The sequence below is a fragment of the Micromonospora sp. DT231 genome (genome assembly GCF_049847025.1).
Classification (GTDB): Bacteria; Actinomycetota; Actinomycetes; order Mycobacteriales; family Micromonosporaceae; genus Micromonospora.
The window spans coordinates 85,594-100,189 of record NZ_JBNCNO010000006.1; the positions used below are offsets into that span (position 1 = coordinate 85,594).

General features: G+C 72.5%; 16 protein-coding genes. 7 read left to right on the forward strand and 9 right to left on the reverse strand.

What is annotated here, in order from left to right:
• Positions 1–53: 53 nt before the first annotated feature.
• The gene (locus ACPXBU_RS17315; RefSeq protein WP_393371806.1) at positions 54–725 is read left to right on the forward strand and encodes a DedA family protein; all 672 of its coding nucleotides are present in this window, start codon (positions 54–56) and stop codon (positions 723–725) included.
• Between the two features lie 8 nt (positions 726–733).
• Here ACPXBU_RS17315 and ACPXBU_RS17320 read toward each other — a convergent pair whose 3' ends face one another.
• Both ACPXBU_RS17320 and ACPXBU_RS17325 read right to left on the reverse strand, forming a co-directional pair.
• On the reverse strand, positions 734–1,480 hold the full coding sequence (locus tag ACPXBU_RS17320) for a YidC/Oxa1 family membrane protein insertase (RefSeq protein ID WP_393371808.1): 747 nt from the start codon (positions 1,478–1,480) through the stop codon (positions 734–736).
• Between the two features lie 117 nt (positions 1,481–1,597).
• Positions 1,598–1,891, reverse strand: a complete 294-nt coding sequence (locus tag ACPXBU_RS17325; protein WP_357246498.1) for a DUF6412 domain-containing protein — start codon at positions 1,889–1,891, stop codon at positions 1,598–1,600.
• 160 nt (positions 1,892–2,051) lie between these two features.
• Between ACPXBU_RS17325 and ACPXBU_RS17330 the strand changes: the two genes are divergently transcribed.
• From ACPXBU_RS17330 to ACPXBU_RS17340, 3 genes are all read left to right on the forward strand, one after another.
• Positions 2,052–3,188: a carboxylate-amine ligase gene (locus ACPXBU_RS17330; RefSeq protein ID WP_393371811.1), complete on the forward strand. Its 1,137-nt coding sequence runs from the start codon at positions 2,052–2,054 to the stop codon at positions 3,186–3,188.
• Between the two features lie 23 nt (positions 3,189–3,211).
• Positions 3,212–4,591: an FAD-dependent oxidoreductase gene (locus ACPXBU_RS17335; RefSeq protein WP_425758820.1), complete on the forward strand. Its 1,380-nt coding sequence runs from the start codon at positions 3,212–3,214 to the stop codon at positions 4,589–4,591.
• A gap of 71 nt (positions 4,592–4,662) precedes the next feature.
• A complete protein-coding gene (locus ACPXBU_RS17340; protein ID WP_393372418.1) occupies positions 4,663–5,634 on the forward strand; it encodes a LacI family DNA-binding transcriptional regulator in 972 nt (323 codons plus the stop codon).
• Positions 5,635–5,779: 145 nt separating this feature from the next.
• On the opposite strand, the gene ACPXBU_RS17345 is transcribed toward ACPXBU_RS17340, so the two are convergent.
• The 3 genes from ACPXBU_RS17345 to ACPXBU_RS17355 form a co-directional block, all read right to left on the reverse strand.
• Positions 5,780–6,733, reverse strand: a complete 954-nt coding sequence (locus ACPXBU_RS17345) for a carbohydrate kinase family protein (RefSeq protein ID WP_425758821.1) — start codon at positions 6,731–6,733, stop codon at positions 5,780–5,782.
• Positions 6,730–7,995 carry an AGE family epimerase/isomerase gene (locus ACPXBU_RS17350; protein ID WP_425758822.1) on the reverse strand — a complete coding sequence of 422 codons (1,266 nt, stop codon included), beginning with the start codon at positions 7,993–7,995 and terminating at the stop codon, positions 6,730–6,732. The genes ACPXBU_RS17345 and ACPXBU_RS17350 overlap by 4 nt, the downstream gene beginning before the upstream one ends.
• Before the next feature lie 232 nt (positions 7,996–8,227).
• Complete coding sequence (locus ACPXBU_RS17355) at positions 8,228–8,869, reverse strand: TetR/AcrR family transcriptional regulator (RefSeq protein ID WP_425758823.1); 642 nt, start codon at positions 8,867–8,869, stop codon at positions 8,228–8,230.
• A 76-nt stretch (positions 8,870–8,945) separates the two neighbouring features.
• Here ACPXBU_RS17355 and ACPXBU_RS17360 point away from each other — a divergent pair, with 76 nt between their 5' ends.
• The gene (locus ACPXBU_RS17360) at positions 8,946–9,788 is read left to right on the forward strand and encodes an arylamine N-acetyltransferase family protein (RefSeq protein WP_425758824.1); all 843 of its coding nucleotides are present in this window, start codon (positions 8,946–8,948) and stop codon (positions 9,786–9,788) included.
• Between the two features lie 19 nt (positions 9,789–9,807).
• Here the strand turns inward: ACPXBU_RS17360 and ACPXBU_RS17365 are convergent, their stop codons facing one another.
• Complete coding sequence (locus ACPXBU_RS17365; RefSeq protein WP_425758825.1) at positions 9,808–10,704, reverse strand: NmrA/HSCARG family protein; 897 nt, start codon at positions 10,702–10,704, stop codon at positions 9,808–9,810.
• 101 nt (positions 10,705–10,805) lie between these two features.
• On the opposite strand from ACPXBU_RS17365, the gene ACPXBU_RS17370 reads away from it, so the two are divergent.
• A complete protein-coding gene (locus ACPXBU_RS17370) occupies positions 10,806–11,285 on the forward strand; it encodes a MarR family winged helix-turn-helix transcriptional regulator (RefSeq protein WP_425758826.1) in 480 nt (159 codons plus the stop codon).
• A gap of 28 nt (positions 11,286–11,313) precedes the next feature.
• Here the strand turns inward: ACPXBU_RS17370 and ACPXBU_RS17375 are convergent, their stop codons facing one another.
• Together ACPXBU_RS17375 and ACPXBU_RS17380 are read right to left on the reverse strand one after the other, a co-directional pair.
• Complete coding sequence (locus ACPXBU_RS17375; RefSeq protein WP_425758827.1) at positions 11,314–11,739, reverse strand: nucleoside deaminase; 426 nt, start codon at positions 11,737–11,739, stop codon at positions 11,314–11,316.
• Positions 11,736–12,587: an LLM class flavin-dependent oxidoreductase gene (locus ACPXBU_RS17380; protein ID WP_393371834.1), complete on the reverse strand. Its 852-nt coding sequence runs from the start codon at positions 12,585–12,587 to the stop codon at positions 11,736–11,738. The genes ACPXBU_RS17375 and ACPXBU_RS17380 overlap by 4 nt, the downstream gene beginning before the upstream one ends.
• A 19-nt stretch (positions 12,588–12,606) precedes the next feature.
• On the opposite strand from ACPXBU_RS17380, the gene ACPXBU_RS17385 reads away from it, so the two are divergent.
• The gene (locus ACPXBU_RS17385; RefSeq protein ID WP_425758828.1) at positions 12,607–13,512 is read left to right on the forward strand and encodes an aminoglycoside phosphotransferase family protein; all 906 of its coding nucleotides are present in this window, start codon (positions 12,607–12,609) and stop codon (positions 13,510–13,512) included.
• A 177-nt stretch (positions 13,513–13,689) separates the two neighbouring features.
• Here ACPXBU_RS17385 and ACPXBU_RS17390 read toward each other — a convergent pair whose 3' ends face one another.
• On the reverse strand, positions 13,690–14,499 hold the full coding sequence (locus ACPXBU_RS17390; protein WP_425758829.1) for an Fpg/Nei family DNA glycosylase: 810 nt from the start codon (positions 14,497–14,499) through the stop codon (positions 13,690–13,692).
• Positions 14,500–14,596 lie beyond the last annotated feature (97 nt).

Sequence of the window (14,596 nt, forward strand, 5' to 3'; positions counted from 1 at the left end):
GCCTTACCGGGTAAGACCTTCTGATCCCCGACAGCCGACCGGAAGGACGACCCATGGCGTACGCCCAGAGTGGCGACCCGGCCGAGTTCACCGGGTTGACCGGTTGGGTGGCCTCGGTGATCGAGGTGATGGGCCCGGTGGGCGTGGCGCTGTTGGTGGCGTTGGAGAGCATCGTCCCGCCCATTCCCAGCGAGATCGTGTTGGCGCTCGCCGGCTTCCTGGCCCATGAGGGCCAGTTCAACGTCCTGCTCGTGATGCTTGCCGCGACGGTCGGCTCGCTCGTCGGCGCGCTGGTGCTGTACTGGCTCGGCGCGGCGCTCGGCGAGGAGCGGCTCAAGCGGTGGTTGGACCGCATCCCGCTCGTCGACAGCGACGACCTGGAGAGGGCCGACAAGTGGTTCGAGCGGCACGGCCGGTGGGCGGTGCTGATCGGTCGGGTGGTGCCGGTGGTCCGCAGTCTGGTCTCCGTTCCGGCCGGGGCCAACCGGATGCCGCTGGGCGAGTTCATCCTGTTCACCACGATCGGCAGCGGCGTGTGGAACGGTCTGATCGTCGGGGCCGGCTACGGGCTCGGGAGCCGTTGGCAGGACGTGGCGCGCTACAGCGACTGGTTCAACTACGCGATCGGCGCGGTCTTCGTGGTGATGGTCGCCAGTTGGGTGATCCGCAAGGTTCGCAAGCGTCGGGAGCGCGACGACCGGCGGTCGGTGACCGCCGGTCGCTGATCCGCGTCTTACCTGTCGGCTGGCGCCGCCACGGCCTGCGGCCGGCGGAGGATCGCCTGCTCGACCGCCGACCACACGCTCGTGGTCACGAGATAGATGACCGCGGCGAGCGGCAGCACCAGCGCCACCAGCACAGTCGTGAACGGCAGCAGGGGCAGCAGCCGCCCGAGCACGGCCGCCCCCGGCCCCTCGGTGGGCGTACCGGCCACCGTGCCGACGGCCGCCGACGCACGCCGTGCCCGCCGCGACGACCACCAGGCCACCGCGACCAGCACTGCCAGCAGTACGGCGAAGAGCGGGCCGGCCGCCCCGGTCACACCGTCGGTGAGGTGGTGGCCCAGCGGCACCCCGGCGAGCCGCTCGTCGAGCAGCCCGGTGCCGCCCTCGTTGGTGCTGAACAGCCGGTAGAGCACGAGCAGGAACGGCGCCTGGAGCAGCAACGGCAGGCAGCCGGTGATCGGGTTGGCGCCGGCCTCCCGGTACAGCGCGAACACCTCGCGCTGAAGCGCCGCCGGGTCGTCGGCGTACCGCCGCTGGAGGTCGCGCACCTGCGGGGCGAGCGCCGCGCGGCGCCGCTCGCCGCGGACCTGCGCGACGGTGAGCGGCGAGATCAACAGCCGGACGGCGATGGTGAACAGCACGATGGCGGCGGCGGTCGCCATGCCGCCGGCGAGCGGTGCGAGCAGGTCGGTGAGCCAGGACAGTGCCGTGCCGGCAGCGCCGACGACGTCGTGAAGTGGTGCGAAGGCAAGCATGGACAACCCCTCGGGTCCGATTCCGGTGGGGTCCTCCCCCGAGCGACGGCAGACAGCACGAGCGACGCTCGACAGGGGGACCGGTGACGGCGGGATCGGCCGCGCGGCGGCGTGGCGCTACGCGGCCGAGGGGTGTCCCGGTGCACGGGGGCGAGGGCGACCGGCGGCGTCCGGGTCGATCTGCCGGGGCATTCGGCGACCACGGGACCGGGCTCGCAGCCCGGCCCACCGCGGCCCGGTGCCGGGCGTGCCCGATCTGCCGAGCACCCGCGCCGCGAGCACCACGGCGAGCAGCACCAGGGCGGTCAGCGCGGCACCCGCGAGCAGGTCGGTCGGACGGCCGGCGAGCAGGGTGAGCTGGGCGAACGCGACCATCCACGCGACCCCGACAAACCCCAGTGGCACCGGCACGGGCTCAGCATAGGACCCGCTGTCACGTCGTCTCGCCGAAACCGGCGGCACGCCCGGGCACGGCAAGCCACGCCACGTTTCCCGGTGTCGCCACGTTGGGTAACCAGACAGGGCACCGACGCGGATGGACCGCGAACGGTAGGAACGGACGGTGGTGTCGATGACCGGTCAGGTGGCGGAGGCGCCCAGCGAGATGGCTGGGGCGACCGGATTGCTCACCGTGGGTGTCGAGGAGGAGTTCCTGCTCGTCGACCCGCACACCGGGGCCGCGGTCCCGGCCGTCGACCTGGTCATGGAGCAGGTGCCGGCCGAACTTCGCGGGCAGGTGGAGCGGGAGTTCCAGACCAGTCAGATCGAGATCGGCAGTCCGCCCGGCCTCGAGCTTTCGTCGATCAGGCACTCCCTCGGCGTACTGCGGCGGGCACTCTCCGACGCCGCCGAGCGGGCCGGCGTACGCCTACTCGCCATCGGCACGGGTCCGGTGGACGGTCCGGTGCCGCCGGTGGTGGACAAGCCCCGCTTCGACCGGATGATCGAGCGGTTCCGGCTGCTCGTCCCGGGTCCGGGCAACAACGGCATGCACGTGCACGTCGGTGTCCCCGATCCGGAGACCGGTGTGCAGGTGCTCAACCACGTACGCCCCTGGCTGCCGATGCTGCACGCGATGACCACCAACTCCCCGTTCTCCCGGGGCGAGGACACCGGTTACGCGAGTTGGCGCTCGGTGGAGTGGGAGCGCTGGCCCTCGGTGGCGCCGACGCCGTGGCTGGAGTCGCACGAGCACTACCAACGGCTGATCCGTCAGTTGATCTCCAGTGGGGTGATGCTCGACGAGGGGATGCTCTACTGGTACGCCCGCCTGTCGGCGAAGTACCCGACGGTGGAGCTGCGGATCGGCGACGTCTGCCCGTCGGTGGACGACGCGGTGCTGGTCGCCGCCCTGGTGCGGGCCCTGGTGGCCACCGCGATGGCCGATGTCGAGGCCGGCCGGCCGGCGTTGCAGACCGACCACCACCTGCTGGTCGGCGCACACTGGCGCGCCGCGCACGACGGCCTGGAAGGCGACGCCGTCGACGTCACCACCGGCGAGGTGCGCCCGGCCTGGGAGCTGCTGGACCGGTTCGTCGAGCGGCTGCGGCCGGCGCTGGAGCAGCACGGCGACTGGGCCGAGGTCACCGACCTGCTGGGTGGGTTGCGTCGGCACGGCAGCGGCGCGGCCCGGCAGCGCGCGGTGTACGAGCGCACCGGCCGACTCACCGACGTGGTGCAGGACGTCGCACGACAGACCCGCGGCTGATCACGACGTGACAGGATGAGGCCGTGGCGCAACGGCTGATCGTCATCGGCGGGGACGCCGCCGGCATGTCGGCGGCGTCCCAGGCCCGACGCCGCCGCGACCGCGACGACCTGGAGATCGTGGTCTTCGAGCGGGGCCACTTCACCTCCTACTCGGCGTGCGGCATCCCGTACTGGATCAGTGGTCTGGTGGACGGCCCGGAGGCGTTGATCGCCCGGGACCCGGAGACGTTCCGCACGAAGTACGCGATGGACGTCCGGCTGCGCCACGAGGTCACGGCCATCGACCTGGACCGCCGCGAGGTGGTCGCCCGGGACCTGGAAGGCGGCGGCGAGGTCCGCGAGCGCTTCGACGACCTGATGTACGCCACCGGCGCGGTGCCGGTGCAACCGCCCTGGGCGGCCACCGACGCGGGCGGCGTGTTCGGCATGCAGACCCTCGACGACGGGGCGGCGCTGCGCGAGTGGCTGGACGCCGAGCCGCGGCCGGGCCGGGCCGTGGTGGTCGGCGGCGGCTACATCGGCGTCGAGATGGCCGAGGCGCTGATCCTGCGCGGCCTGTCGGTGACCCTGATCGAGGCGGGCTCACAGCCCATGGCGACCGTCGACGGCGACATGGCCGAGCTGGTCGCCGCCGCGATGCGCGACGTGGGTGTCACGATCCGTACCGGCCTGCCGGTGACCGGCCTGGACCAGCGGGACGGCCGGGTGTCCGCGGTGGTCACGGCCGAGGGGCCGATCCCGGCCGACGTCGTGGTCCTGGGCCTGGGAGTACGCCCCAACACCGCGCTCGCCGAGGCTGCCGGTTTCCCGATCGGGCCGACCGGAGGAATCCGGGTGGACCGCCGGATGCGGGTGGCCGGGTTGTCCGGCGTCTGGGCGGCGGGCGACTGCGTGGAGACGTTGCACCGGGTCAGCGGGATGCCTGTGCACGTGCCACTGGGCACGCACGCCAACAAGCAGGGCCGCGCGGCCGGGATCAACATCGGCGGTGGGTACGCCACCTTCGCCGGCGTGATCGGCACGGCCGTGACGAAGGTCTGCGACCTGGAGGTGGGGCGCACCGGCCTGCGGGAGCGGGAGGCCACCCTGGCCGGGTTCGACTTCGTCTCGGTGGTCGCCGAGTCGACGAACCGGGCCGGCTACTACCCCGGCGCCCGGCCGATGACCGTCAAGTTGATCGCCGAACGGCCCAGCGGCCGGTTGCTCGGCGCGCAGATCGTCGGCTGGTCCGAGGCGGCCAAACGGATCGACACGCTTGCCGTGGCACTCTGGAACGGCATGACGGTGGACGATATGACATCACTGGACCTGGGCTACGCTCCGCCGTACGCGCCGGTGTGGGATCCGGTGCTCGTCGCCGCCCGGAAGGCGGTCGACGCGCTCGCTGCCCTCGACCGCTGACCGGTGCCCGCCGTGGAGGACCACCCGTGACCCAGACTCCGACCCGGCCGACGACGCGTCGGCGCCCGACGATGGTCGACGTGGCCCGGCACGCCGGGGTCAGCCTGAAGACGGTCTCCCGGGTGGTCAACGACGAGCCGGTGGGTCAGGAGCTGGTCAACCGGGTGCTGGCGGCCATCGCCGAGCTGGGTTTCCGGCGCAACGACATCGCCCGCAACCTGCGGTCCCGGCAGCTCAACGCCACGGTGGGGCTGCTCATCGAGGAGATCGCCAACCCGTTCTACGCGACGATCGCCAGCGTCGCTGCCGAGATCGCCGCCGCCCACGGCACGATGCTGATCACCGCCTCGTCGGAGGAGGATCCGGAGCGGGAACGCGCCCTGCTCCAGGACTTCACCCAGCGTCGGGTCGACGGGCTGCTCGTGGTGCCGGCGGGCCTCGACCACTCGTTCCTGAGGCGCGAGGTGGAGCTGGGGATGCCCGTGGTGTTCCTGGACCGGCCGCCGCAGGGGCTGCACGCCGACGCCGTGTTGTTGGACAACCGGGGCGGCAGCCACGCCGGTGTCGGCGCGTTGCTCGACCAGGGGCACCGCCGGATCGGCCTGCTGCTCGGCGCGCCGAGCGTGCCCACGATGCGCGAACGACTGGCCGGGGCGCGGGCGGCGCTGGCCGGGGCCGGGGTCGACGCGGACGATTCGCTGATCTGCGAGCGGCTCATCGCGCCCGAGGAGGCCGGGCGGGCGGTCGCCGCGCTGCTCGACCGGGCGGACCCGCCGACGGCCTTCTTCTGCGCCAACAACCGGCTCACCGTCGGCGCGCTCCAGGAGCTGCACCGCCGGGGCAGTGCCGCCGCGCTTGTCGGCTTCGACGACTTCGAACTGTCCCACCTGATGCCCCGGCCGCTGACCGTGGTCGCCTACGACACCCGAGAGCTGGCCCGGGTAGCCACCGAGCGGCTGTTCCAGCGAATCGCCGGCGACGACGACACCCCGCCGTCCACCACGGTCCTCCCCACCAAACTCCTCAAACGAGGCCTAACCTAACCCGCCCCGCCCCGCCCCGCCCCGCCCTCGCCCCGCCCCCGCCCCCGCCCCCGCGATCTTGCACTTTCGGTTGTCGTTTCGCCCTAGATAGGGCGGTTCATCACCGCAGAAAGTGCAAGATCGCGGGGCAGGGTGGGGGCAGGGGTTACGGGGTTGGGGTGAGGAGGGCTTGGACTTCTGCTTTGCGGGGCGGGTCGGCGCCTTGGCGGGCGCAGGTCAGCGCGGCCACCGTCGCGGCCTGTCGGAGCACCGCGTCCCACTGCTGCTCGGTCACCCCGGCGAGCCGGTCGGCCGGCCGGTCGCCGAGCGCGTCGAGGTCGGCCAGCGCGGCCAGCAGACCGCCGGTGAACGAGTCACCGGCCCCGACGGTGTCGACCACTGTGGTGCGTACCGCCGGTTGCTCGTACAGCGATCCGTTCGGGGCGAGCAGCCAGACGCCCTCGCCACCCCGGGTCACCAGCGCGCAGGACACCCCGGCGTCGCGCCACTCGGCCAGTACGTCGCCCACCGATCGGTCCGGGTAGAGCCAGGCCAGGTCCTCGTCGCTGGCCTTCACCAGGTTCGCGAGGGGCACCTGGCGTCGTACCCTGGCCTGCTCGGCCGCCCGGTCGGTGACGATGCTCGGCCGCAGGTTGAGGTCGATCGAGACGGTGAGCCCGTTCCGGCGGTGTTCGCGGGTGAGCAGGTCTTCCAGCACCTGCGCTCCGGGCGCCAGCGCGAGCGCGAGGGACCCGGTGTGCAGCGCGGTCGCCGGCGACCCGGTCAGGTCGGGCAACTCCTCCGGCGTCCACTGCCAGTCTGCGGTGCCCGCCAGCCGGAACTCGTAGCTGGCCTGCCCGTTGGCGTCCAACGTCGCCACCGCCACCGAGGTGGGCTCCGGGGCGCGGACCGCCCAGTCCAACTCCACCCGGTTGGCGCCGAGGTGCGCGGCGAGCTGCCGACCGTACTCGTCGGCGCCGAGCCGGGCCAGCAGCCGCACCGGCTGGTCGAGCCGGGCCAGGGTGACGGCCACGTTCGCCGGGGAGCCACCCGGCACGGCCCGCTCCCCGTCGGCGGTGACCACCAGGTCGATGAGCGCCTCACCCGCGACCACGATCATGCGGTCACCTCGCCCGGCGCGAGCGGGCCGGGGCCACCGAGCCCGGTGGCCGAGCGGGACAGCAGCACCGCCTGGTACGCGTGGTAGACGTCCGGCCGACCGTGCCAGACCGTGTCGGCGGGCAGGTTCCGCGCGTCCAACTCGTGCCGCCAGCCGGTGCCGTCGACCAGGTAGCGGCGCGCGTACGCCCAGAAGGCGCGGTACCAGTCGGCGTAGACGTCGTCGCCGGTGCGGCGGTGCAGGGTCACCGCCGCCCCGACGGCCTCGGCGAGCACCCAGTGCATCCGGGAGCGCACCACCGGCCGGTCGTTCCAGTCGATCGTGTAGACGAAACCGTCGGCGCCGTCCACGGCCCAGCCCCGGCGTACCGCGGCGGCGAACAGGTGACGGGCGTCGGTGAGCAGCCAGCGGGGCGGATGCGGCAGGACCGCCTCCAACTCCAGCAGCAGCCGGGCCCATTCCAACCAGTGGCCCATCGTCGAGCCGTACGGCCGGAACTGGTCGGCGGGCTGGTCCTGGTTGTAGTCGAGCTGCGGTGTCCAGTCGGCGGTGAAGTGCTCGGGCAGCCGCCAGTCGTGCCGGGCGGCCTCGGTGTGCACCAGGTGGTAGGCGATCCGCAGGGCGCGGTCGGCCCAGTTCGCGTCGCCGGTGGCGGCGGCAGCGGCGAGGAACGCCTCGACCATGTGCATGCTGCTGTTCGCGCCGCGGTAGTCCTCGGTGACCGTCCAGTCCCGGTTCCACGATTCGCGGACCGCGCCCACCTCGTCGTCCCAGAACCGGTCGCGTACCACGGTCAGCACGTCGGCGAGCAACTCCTCCGCGCCGGGCCGGCCGGCGCGCGCGGCGCTGGATGCGGCGAGCAGCACGAACGCGTGGTCGTAGCCGGCCTTGCGGTCGTCGACGGGCGTCCCCTGCTGGTCCACCGCGCCGAACCAGCCGCCGTACCGGTCGTCGCGCAGCAGGGTGCCGAGCGCGGCGATTCCGTGGTCGACAAGGGCGGCGGCGTCCGGGTCGCCGCCCAGGTGGGCGAGGGCTGCCACGTGGGTCATCCGGCAGGTGATCCAGGTGTACACCGGTTCGCCACGGTCCGGGGTGCGGTCGTCGGTCAGCCACCAGAAGCCGCCCTCGGCCCGGACCGCGCGGCGGGCCGTGTCGAGCAGCGTGCGGGTCTGGTCGGCGAGGAAGTCGTCCAGGTCGGGTAGGTCGGGTGACCCTGCGGGAGCCGGGGTCGGGGTGGCGTCGGGTCGGGGCACGTCGGTCATCTCAGCTGGTCACCGTCGGGTAGGAAAGGGACATACGGCCAGGATCGGCGGACGGACCGGGTCCGCGCCGCAAAACCGTCAACGGTACGGCCTCACGCCGCAGGCGCAACGAAGGATCATGAGCGTTTTCCTCCCGTTTGCCCGTTGACATCGTTGTCACACCTCAACCCTGCTCCGACAGCCGGCCGACTGTCAATTCCGGCCCGCCACGCTGGCTGACCCCCACAATCCATCAGGCGCCCCCGAGGTCGGTCAGGCCGATCTCGGCAGGGGGAAGGTCTTGGATGTCCGGGCCGGCACGCAGACCCTCGAGCATGAGGATCAGGAAGCGGTCCACGCTGCGTTGGGTGAGTTCGGCGCGCAGGCCGGGCAACGGCCGCAGCAGCAGCGCCATCATGAGGGTCAGGTCGCCGGCGTCCACGTCGCGACGCAGATCACCGTCGGCCTGGGCACGGCGGACGAGCCGGTCGAGGATCTTCAGCAGGGCTTGACGCAGCCGCTGCTCCTCGGGCTCGGCGTGCAGTTGCTCCCAGGTGCTGGTGAACCAGATCGACAGCCAGGTGGCCAGCCGCAACTCGGCGGCGGCCCGGCGGACGAAGCGTGCCAGCGCACGCCACGCGTCCGGCTCCTCGTCCTCGGCATCGCGCGCGATGGCGACCACACGGTCGAAGCCGTCAAGTGCCACCCCGCGCACCAGAGCCTCACGGTCGGGAAAGCGGCGATAGAGGGTGGCGGCCCCGACACCGGCACGGCGGGCCACCTCCTCCATCGGCACGTCGACGCCCCGCTCGGCGATGAGCGCGCGGGCGGCCTCGATGATCTGCTCGCGGTTGTGCCTGGCGTCGGCCCGGAGCCGAGGGCTCTCGTTCTTCACCCAGCCAGTATACGGATGGAAGTCTTTCACTTACACTTCGCAAGTGGAGGAACAACTATCACTTAGGAGTCCGCCGATGACCACCGAACTGGCTCAGACGCTGCACCGAATCGGGCACCACGGGCGCGTGGCAGCCGATGTGGAGACGCTGTTCGCCCTGCATCAGGCCTGGCGGCAGACCGTGCCGTACGAGAATCTCGACATCCAGCTCGGCCGGCCGATCGCCCTCGACGCGGAGTCGCTCTTCGACAAGCTCGTGCGGCGCCGACGCGGCGGTTACTGCTACGAGCAGAACGCCGGCCTGGCCATGCTGCTGCGTCTGGCCGGCTTCCAGGTGACCATGGTGGAGGCCGCGGTGCTGCGCGCGACCCGAGGCGAGGCGATGTGGGGCAACCACAACGCGCTCCTGGTCGACCTCGGCGATCGGCGCTGGCTGGCCGACGCCGGCATCGGCGACGGGTTCGTCCAGCCGTTGCCGTTGCGGGAGGGTGCACACGTGCGGGGACACCTGACCTACCGGCTCGAGCGGCTCGACCCGGACACCTGGCGCTTCCACCACCACCCCGGCGGCACCATCGCCTCCTACGACTTCCGCCTGCGGCCACGGGACATCGCCGACTTCGCGGCCCGCTCCCGGGACATGTCCACGTCCCCGACCTCGGCGTACGTCACCACGCTCATGGCCGCCCGGCCGATCGCCGGCGAGACCCTGATCCTGCTGTCCCGGACTCTGCGCCGGCTGGGCGCCGACACCAGCAGCCCGCAGACGATCACCGACGTCGACGAGTTCGCCCGAACGCTGTCCACGCACTTCCTCGTACCCCTCGACGACCTCGGCCCGGACGGCGTCGCGCACCTCTGGCAGAAGGCAGGCGCGCAGGACGACCTTTGGCGCGCACGCGTCCGCAACACGTCCTGAGCGGGGGCGGCGGCCCTCGTCAGGACGTGGACGACGCGTGGTCGCGGGGCGCGGTGGACAGCAGCGTGGTCCAGTCCTGGGCGGCGGCCCAGCCGGCGAAGCCGTGCCAGCCGACCTCCGGGTAGTCGCGACGCAGTCCGGCGACGTCGAGGTGCAGGCCGACATCTGTGAAGTACGCGAACATCGCCGCCAGGTCGGTGGACCACTGTCGGACGCGGTCCAGGGGCACCCGCCGATGGTTGATCTCGGAGCCGATGACACCGGCGAGGATCTCGGCCATCTCCGCGGGAGTGCGCTGATCGGAGGCGATGTCGATCCGACGGCCGGCGAACTCGTCGGCGCTTTCCAGGACGAGCGCGGCGAACGCGCCGATGTCGACCGCCGGAATGAGGGCGAGCGGCTGGTCGGCGGGCATCGGCCACGCGAAGACGCCCTCGCGCAGGCCGTCGAGGGTCCAGCCGCTGGCGTAGTTGTCCATGAACGCCGCCGGCGCGACGACCGTCCACGGCACGCCGGATTCGCGCAGGTGCCGTTCGACAAGGCTCTTGCTCTCGTAGTGCGGGACGCCGGTGCCCCGGTCGGCGTGCGCGACAGTGGTCAGCACGATGTGGTCGAGGCCAGCGGTCGCCGCGGCGTCGACGAGGGCTCTGCCGTGCCGGACCTCGGTGGCCAGGTCGGTGCCGAACGGGGTGGTGACCGCGAACAGCGAGTCGGCTCCGGCGAGCGCGGCGTCCAGGGAGGCGCGGTCGCCGAAGTCGGCTCGGCGCACCTCGGTGCCGAGGTCGCGCAGGACGTCGGCGGCCGGGGAGGTGGGTTGGCGGGTGAGCGCGCGTACCCGGTGGCCGGCCTTCAGCAGGGCGCGGGCCGTGGCCCCGCCCTGCGCTCCGGTGGCTCCGCTGACGGCAACGGTGAGCATGAGTCCTCCTGAGGTAAGATAGCTGCGTGACGCATTAACTGCGCCACGCAGCAGATTAGGAAGAATCGCTGCGTCGCGCAACTAATTCGGAGGTGATGTGGGTGACCCCACCGCGTCGGGCCCGGCTGTACGAGGAGCTGTCGACGGCGTCCCGTCGCTATCTGGCCTCGTACGTGCTGTTCAACCAGGCCATCGCCGACCACCTCGGCCTCCACCCGACCGACGTGCAGTTCCTGAGCCTGCTCACCGCGGCGCCGGGTCCGCGCACGGTGCGAGAGATCGCCGAGATGACCGGCCTGACCACGGGCTCGGCCACCCGCCTGGTCGACCGACTGGAACGCGGTGGCTACGTGGAACGCACGCCCGACCGGGAGGACCGCCGCCGGGTGCTGGTCAGCCCCGTGCCGGAGCGCGTCGACCGGGTCACGGCGGTCTGGGACGACCTCGGCCAGTCCTGGCAGGCGATCCTCGACGACCACACCGACGAGGAGCTTGAGGTGATCACCCGCCACCTGGCGCGCGCACACGACCTGAGCCACGCCCAGATGGCACATCTGCGCTCCCGGCCGAAGCCCGACTGAGCCGCGACGGCGGCCCTCACCGGTCCGGTCAGTAGTAGTTGTCGATCGGCTGACGCGCCTCGTCGAACAGCGCCGGCCCCTCGTAGCGGACCGGAGGCAGCGGCGGGGTGGCCGGCTTGACCTCCTCGAACTGCTCGCCGGACAGGGCGTACACCACACGCCCGAGCCCGGAGCGGTCGATCGCCGTCGCGCACATCGGGCAGGGCTGGCAACTGGTGAACATGGTGGTGCCGGCGGCCACGTCGGGCGCGAGTTCCCGGGCGGCCCAGCGGGCCAGCTTGAGCTCCGGATGGGCGGTGATGTCCGAGTCGGAGACCACCGTGTTGTGGTCCTCGATCAGGACCGCGCCGTCCGCGCCGACAAGCAACGAACCGAACGGCCGCTCGCCGGCAGCCCCCGCCTGGCTGGCGATCTCCACGGCACGGCGGAGAAACCTCTCGTCGTCGGGCGTCATCGAACCTCCTGGGTCTTGGCGTACGCGGCCACGGCCGCGAGGGTCCGCCAGGCGCGTTCCGGTTGGCGGATCTCGGCCAGGTCACCGTTGAACGGGTCGAGCACCACCGCCTCCGCGCCGAGCAGCCGGATCTGGTCGAGGTCGGCGATGATCTGCTCGATGGTGCCGACACCGGCGAGCCGGTCCGGGGCGGTGACCGGATCGCGGGTCTCCTGCAGCGCGATGCGCGGCACCAGCGCCGGCGCGGGAAGGCCCAGCTCGTCGGCGACGGCGCCGAGGCGCCCGGCCGCGTCCGCGAGGTCGCCGGGCGTGAGACGCAGCGGATGCCACGCGTCGCCGAGTCGAACGGCGCGACGCATGCCCGCGTCGCTGTTGCCGCCGACCCAGATCGGGATCGCCGGGCTGTCGTAGTCGTCGGTGTCCTGCCAGGCGTCGCGCATCGCGCGCAGATGGTCGTCGGTCAACGCGCCGCGCCGTTGGAACGGCACGCCGAGCGCCTCGAACTCCTGCCGGGCCCAGCCGACCCCGACCCCGAGGACGAGCCGGCCGCCGCTGAGCCGGTTGAGGTTCGCCGCCATCCGGGCGGTGAGCAGCGGGTGCCGGTACGGGACGATAAGCACCGTGGTGCCCAGCCGGACCCGGCGGGTCATCCCGGCCAGCCAGGACAACGTGGTGAACGGCTCGTAGAACGGCGTCGGGTACTGCTGGGCCACGTCCGGAGTCACCGCGATGTGGTCGGAGACCATCAGCAGGTCGAACCCGAGGCCCTCGACCGTCTGCGCCCACCGTCGCAGCACGTCGGGGTCGGTGCCCGGGCCAAAGTTCGGGACGTTCACGCCGATCTCCACGGGCCATACGCTAGCCACTGTGGACGAGCGTGTGAACGCCCTGCACCAGGATGGCCGGATGGAGCTGCCCGAGGGCCTCGACTGGGTAGGCGCAACACCGGCCGGTCGGGCCTGGCTCGCCACCCTCCCGACGCGGCTGGCGGAGTGCGCCGAGCGGTGGTCGCTGCGACTCGGCCCACCCTTCCGACAGGCCCACGCCTCGCTGGCGCTCCCGGCGGACCTACCGGACGGCACGGCTGCGGTGCTGAAGCTCCAGTACCCGGACGACGACAGCCGGCACGAGGCCGACGCGCTGGCCCACTGGGACGGCGACGGAGCGATCCGGCTGCTCGCACACGATCCGGAACGACGCGCCCTGCTTGTAGAGCGCTGCCGGCCCGGCAGTCCGCTGCACGAGTTGCCGATGGACCGGGCGCTGGACGTGGTGACCGGGCTGCTCCCCCGGCTCTGGCGACCCGCTGGCACACCGTTCACCCCGCTCGCCGAGGAGGCCGCCGGCTGGATCGACCGGATGCCCCGGGCCTGGGAGCGGGCCGGCCGCCCGTACGAGCGGCGGCTGCTGGACGCGGCGCTCGCCCTGCTCACCGCTCTGGTGTCGAGCCAGGGCGAGCAGGTGCTCGTCAACCAGGACCTGCACGCCGACAACGTGCTCGCCGCCGACCGGGAACCGTGGCTGGCGATCGACCCGAAGCCGCTGACCGGCGAACGCGAGTTCTCGGTCGTGTCGATGGTGCGTGGTCCGGAGCTGGGCCACTCACCGGCCGCCGTCCGGCACCGGCTGCGCCGGCTCAGCGCCGACCTCGGACTGGACCGGGAGCGGGTGTGGGGTTGGACGATCGGGCACACGCTGGCCTGGAGCGTCGCCGACGACGGCGTCTTTCCGCACCAGATCGAGGTGGTCCGCTGGCTGCTCGACGGGCAGTGACGCACGCTGGGCTCGATCCCGGGCGGCCAGCCCATGATCGTGCTCGATCATTGTTGTAGTGGTATCCGCGCGCCGGGAGGCCACTACAACCTTGTTGCAGCACGATCAAGCGCGGGGCGGGGGCCGGCAACCCCGTTGCAGCACGATCAAGCGCACTGCGGGGCCGGCTTCGGCGGATCAACCGGCCTGGCAGGTACGGCACCAGTAGAGGTTGCGCCCGGCCAGCTCACCGCGGCTGACCTCGGTGCCGCAGACGTGGCAGGGCGCGCCGGGGCGGCGGTAGACGTACACCTCGCCACCGTGCCGGTCGACCCGGGCCGCCCGGCCCATCGCCTCCGGCAGGTGCGCGTCCCGCACGGTGTCGATCCGGCCGTGCGCGACCGCGAGCCGCATCAGCCCGACCAGGTCGGTCCAGAGCGCGTCCCAGCTGGCGCGTCCCAGCCGGCGGCCGGGCATCGTCGGGGGCAGTCCGGCCCGGAACAGCGCCTCGGTCACGAAGATCAACCCGGTGCCGGCCACCACCGACTGGTCGAGCAGCAGCGCCGCGAGGGGTGTCGGGCTACGCGAGATCCTCCGGTACGCCCGCTCCGGGTCGGCGTCGGCACGCAGCGGATCCGGTCCGAGGCGGTCCCGCAGTGCGGCCACCTCGGGTGGGGTGATCAGCTCGCAGGCGGTGGGCCCCCGCAGGTCCAGCCAGTGTCGATCGCTGGCCAGCCGCAAGCGCACCTGACCGACGGGCTCGGGCGGCTCCCCCGACCCGTCGGTGAACTTGCCGTACAACCCGAGGTGCACGTGCAGGGTCAGCTCACCGGCGTAGTGGTGTAGCAGGTGCTTGCCGTACGCCTCGGTGCCCTCCAACACGATGCCGGAGAGCCGGGCCGCGCCATCGGCGAAGCGACCCTGCGGGCTGGCGGCGTGCACCTTGTCCCCGGCGAACAGCTCGGCGTGCCGGGCCGCCAGGCGGTGGATCGTGTGTCCCTCTGGCACAAGCGCCAAGGATAGCCAGCGCCGCCCGACCGGGCCGCGCACCGATCCACGCGGGCCCCGCCGCCGCGCAGGTCGACCCAGGCCCCGCCGCCGCGCA